Here is a 4,133-nt window from a genome sequence, read left to right on the forward strand (position 1 = left end):
CAGCTTCGAGCTGCTCGGCGATCCGCGCCGCGGTCAGCTCGAGATGAGCACGCCGATGGGCAGCCTGGTCGCGCGGGTGTCGTGGCAGCCGGGTTCCGCCTGGGTCAAGACGCCCGACGGCGACCGCGCCTACGACGACATCGACGCGCTGACGCAGGAGCTGCTCGGCGAGGCGCTGCCCGTGCAGGCCCTGTTCGACTGGCTGCGCGGGCGGCCCTGGCCGCAGGCGCCGTCGCGGGCGGCGGACGGCACCGGCTTCCAGCAACTGGGCTGGCAGGTGGACCTGCGCCGCTTTGGCGACCAGCTGATCTCCGCCCAGCGCCTCAACCCGAATGGATCCGAACCGCTGGCGACGCTGCGCCTGAAACTCGACGCGCCCGTCAGCCCTTGATATCCCGGCGTCGCGCCAGGGTATTTTTTGAGCACTTTTCACGAGGGAATCGCGCGCGGCTCGTTAATCGCACGCGCGGCCCCTGAATACTCGGCGGCATACTGCGCCGCCATGTCGACGCCCATGACCTCGATTTCCCCCGCCGCGCCCTTGAAGGCGCTCTACGACGTGCCGGCGCCGGCCAAGCTCAACCTGTTCCTGCACGTGGTGGGCAAGCGGGCGGACGGCTATCACCTGCTGCAGTCGCTGTTCGTGCTGGTCGACTGGGCCGACACGCTGCATTTCGAGCGCCGCGAGGACGGCGCGCTGCGCCGCCACGACCGCGGCGACGCGCTGCCGGCGGACGACCTCTGCCTGCGCGCCGCGCGCGCGCTGCAGCAGGCCAGCGGCTGCGCCTTCGGCGCCGACATCCACATCGAGAAGCGCCTGCCCTCGGGTGCGGGCATGGGCGGCGGGTCCTCCGACGCGGCGAGCACGCTGCTGGCGCTGAACCGGCTGTGGGGGCTGAACTGGTCGCGTCGGCAGCTGTTGCCGATCGCGCTCCAGCTGGGCGCGGACGTGCCGTTCTTCGTCGGCGGGCGCAATGCCTTCGTCGAAGGCATTGGCGAGGTCCTCACCCCGGTGGCGGTGCCGGAGTTGCGCCTGGCGGTGGTCAAACCCGCGGTCAGCATCGGCACCAAGGAAATTTTTTCGAGCCCGCTGTTGCAAAGGTCGGAAAGCGTGGCTATAGTAGCGGGCTTTCCTGCAGCGAACGGCAGACGCAGCGAAGATAGTCTGGTTACCCCGGTAGCGGATTTTCCAAGCAACGAAGCCAATAGCTCGGGTGAACGCAAAGGCAATATCTGCCGCGATCACCAAACGCAAGAAATACCCGTGCAGCAGTTGTACGAAGGTTGGGGCAGAAATGATCTGCAACCGCCCGCGGAAGCTGCCAGTCACGAAGTATCGACAGCGCTTGAATGGTTGCAAACCCGCTACGAAAATTCTCGGATGACGGGTTCAGGCAGTGCGGTTTTTGCTATAGTTCGGCCCTCGCGAATTGCAACGCAAACAGCGGCGCAAAACGCGGTGCAGGAAAAGGACACGGTCACCGGCCTGGAGAGCAATCTCAAGGCGACACCGGAAGGTGAGTTCCAGGAACTCCCGGACGGTTGGGTCGGAAGGATGTGTCGCAGTCTGTCGGTCCACCCTTTGCGGGGCTGGGCGGAAGACTGAAGGTTGTAGGGTGTTGTTCCTCGAACAATGTCCTGTGTAGGGGAGTCGCCAAGTTGGTTAAGGCATCGGATTTTGATTCCGACATGCGAGGGTTCGAGTCCTTCCTCCCCTGCCAAATTCTCAGTTTCAATCCGGGACCCGCTGGGTTGGCCACCGGGCCATAAATCTAAGGATGGCCCGTCGTGCTGCTCAATACCGTCCTCTTCACGGGTAACGCTAACCCGTCCCTCTCCAAGGAAATCGCCTCGCATCTGGGCCTCGAGCTCGGCAAGGCCGTGGTCGGCCGTTTTTCCGACGGTGAAGTGACGGTCGAGATCCAGCAGAACGTCCGTGCCCGCGACGTGTTCGTGATCCAGCCCACCTGCGCGCCCACGAACGAGAACCTGATGGAGCTGCTGATCATGGTCGATGCGTTGAAGCGCGCCAGCGCGCGCCGCATCACCGCCGTGATCCCCTACTTCGGTTATGCCCGCCAGGACCGCCGTCCGCGTTCGACGCGCGTGCCCATCTCGGCCAAGGTCGTGGCCAACCTGCTGGAGACCGTCGGCGTCGAGCGCGTCCTGACCATGGACCTGCACGCGGACCAGATCCAGGGCTTCTTCGACATCCCGGTCGACAACATCTACGCCTCGCCGGTGCTGCTGTCGGACCTGAAGGCCCGCAACTACAGCGACCTGGTGGTGGTCAGCCCCGACGTCGGCGGCGTGGTGCGCGCCCGCGCGCTGGCCAAGCAGCTGGGCTGCGACCTGGCCATCATCGACAAGCGCCGTCCGGCGGCCAACGTCTCGGAAGTGATGCATGTCATCGGCGAGATCGACGGCCGCAACTGCGTGATCATGGACGACATGATCGACACCGCCGGCACGCTGGTGAAGGCCGCGGAAGTGCTGAAGGACCGCGGCGCCAAGAGCGTCTTCGCCTACTGCACCCATCCCATCCTGTCGGGCCCGGCGATCGAGCGCATCGCCGGCTCCCACCTGGACGAAGTCGTCATCAGCAACACGATCCCGCTGTCGGAAGCCGCCAAGGCCTGCGGCAAGATCCGCCAGCTGTCCGTTGCCTTCCTGTTCGCCGAAACCATCCGCCGCATTTCGGACGGTGAATCGGTGACCTCCCTCTTCAGCGAGCAGAACAACAACTTCTGATCGCGTTGCCAGTTCCGGCCGCTGTTCGCGAGGACAGCGGCCGTTTCGTGAAGGTGCCTGGTCGCGGGGCCTTCAACCGGAGCGCCATGGGGGTGCTCCGTCAATTTGGAGTCAGATATGAAATTCGTCGCTTTCGAGCGTAAGCAGCAGGGGACCGGAGCGAGCCGCCGCCTGCGTTTCGCCGGCAAGGTGCCCGGCATCGTCTACGGTGCTGGCGAGCCGGCCCTGGTCGAGCTGGACCACAACGCGCTGTACCACGCCATGAAGAAGGAAGCTTTCCACAGCTCCATCCTCGACATGGAAGTGGACGGCAAGACCACGCAAGTGCTGCTGCGTGACTTCCAGATGCACCCGTACAAGCAGCAAGTGCTGCACGTGGACTTCCAGCGCGTCGACGCCACGACCCGCATCACCAAGAAGGTGCCGCTGCACTTCGTCGGTGAAGCCGAGTCGCCGGCCGTCAAGACCGACAAGGGCACCGTGAACCACGTGCTGACCCAGCTGGAAATCACCTGCCTGGCGCAACAGCTGCCCGAGTTCATCGAAGTGGACCTGAGCAACCTGACGATGGGTCACTCGATCCATGTGAACGACCTGAAGCTGGCCGATCACATCAAGGTCGTGACGCACGGCAAGCCGAACCCGGTCGTCGCCACCCCGGTGCCCCCGGTCGTGGAAGAGATCGTGGTGGCCGCCGCTCCGGCCGCGGACGACAAGAAAAAGAAGAAGAAGTAATTTCTTCCTCTGCGACGGGCATGCAGCTGACGAGGCACGTGTCCATCGCCCCGAAGAAGGCCCCGCTTGCGGGGCCTTCTGCATTTGGGCTCGACGCTGATAATTCCTCCCCATGATTCGTCTCTTTGTCGGCTTGGGCAATCCCGGCCCGGAATATGAGGACACGCGGCACAACGCCGGGTTCTGGTGGATCGACGCGCTGGCGCGCGGCCTCAAGGTCACGCCGCAGCTGGACACCAAGTACTTCGGCCTGGTGGCGCGCGTCAACGATGCGCCGGGCGCCGCCGGTCCGATCTGGCTGCTGCAGCCCATGACCTACATGAATCTCTCCGGCAAGTCGGTGGCGGCGCTGGCGCGTTTCTTCAAGATCGCGCCGGAGGAGATCCTGGCGATCCACGACGAGCTCGAGATCGCGCCGGGCGAGCTCAAGCTCAAGCAGGGCGGCGGCAACGCCGGCCACAACGGCCTGAAGGACATGCAGGCCCAGCTGGGCAGCGCGAACTTCTGGCGCCTGCGGCTGGGCATCGGCCATCCGGGCCACAAGGGCGAGGTCGCCGGCTACGTGCTGCGCAAGCCGCCGCTGGCGGAGCGCCAGGCGGTGGAGGACAGCATCGCCAAGTCCTTCGAGGCCTTCAAGCTGATGACCG

5 protein-coding genes and 1 tRNA gene are annotated in these 4,133 nt (G+C 65.0%); all 6 read left to right on the forward strand.

What is annotated here, in order from left to right:
• On the forward strand, positions 1–391 hold a 391-nt coding region (locus FUT87_RS08545), incomplete at its 5' end, for an outer membrane lipoprotein LolB (protein WP_147240750.1).
• A gap of 111 nt (positions 392–502) precedes the next feature.
• Positions 503–1,606 carry a 4-(cytidine 5'-diphospho)-2-C-methyl-D-erythritol kinase gene (gene ispE / locus FUT87_RS31630; protein WP_404935376.1) on the forward strand — a complete coding sequence of 368 codons (1,104 nt, stop codon included), beginning with the start codon at positions 503–505 and terminating at the stop codon, positions 1,604–1,606.
• 38 nt (positions 1,607–1,644) lie between these two features.
• Positions 1,645–1,721: transfer RNA gene (locus FUT87_RS08555), tRNA-Gln, on the forward strand.
• 67 nt (positions 1,722–1,788) lie between these two features.
• Positions 1,789–2,751, forward strand: a complete 963-nt coding sequence (locus FUT87_RS08560; RefSeq protein WP_091721334.1) for a ribose-phosphate pyrophosphokinase — start codon at positions 1,789–1,791, stop codon at positions 2,749–2,751.
• Positions 2,752–2,868: 117 nt separating this feature from the next.
• Positions 2,869–3,486: a 50S ribosomal protein L25/general stress protein Ctc gene (locus FUT87_RS08565; RefSeq protein ID WP_091721331.1), complete on the forward strand. Its 618-nt coding sequence runs from the start codon at positions 2,869–2,871 to the stop codon at positions 3,484–3,486.
• 112 nt (positions 3,487–3,598) lie between these two features.
• Positions 3,599–4,133 (forward strand): aminoacyl-tRNA hydrolase (gene pth / locus FUT87_RS08570; RefSeq protein ID WP_147240751.1); only part of this gene is annotated, 535 nt, incomplete at its 3' end.

Source organism: Mitsuaria sp. TWR114, from assembly GCF_007997345.1.

Excerpts from the sequence above, each read along its gene's own strand:
- ispE (WP_404935376.1), top strand. The coding sequence starts at position 503 with ATGTCGACGCCCATGACCTCGATTTCCCCCGCCGCGCCCTTGAAGGCG.
- FUT87_RS08565 (WP_091721331.1), top strand. The coding sequence starts at position 2,869 with ATGAAATTCGTCGCTTTCGAGCGTAAGCAGCAGGGGACCGGAGCGAGC.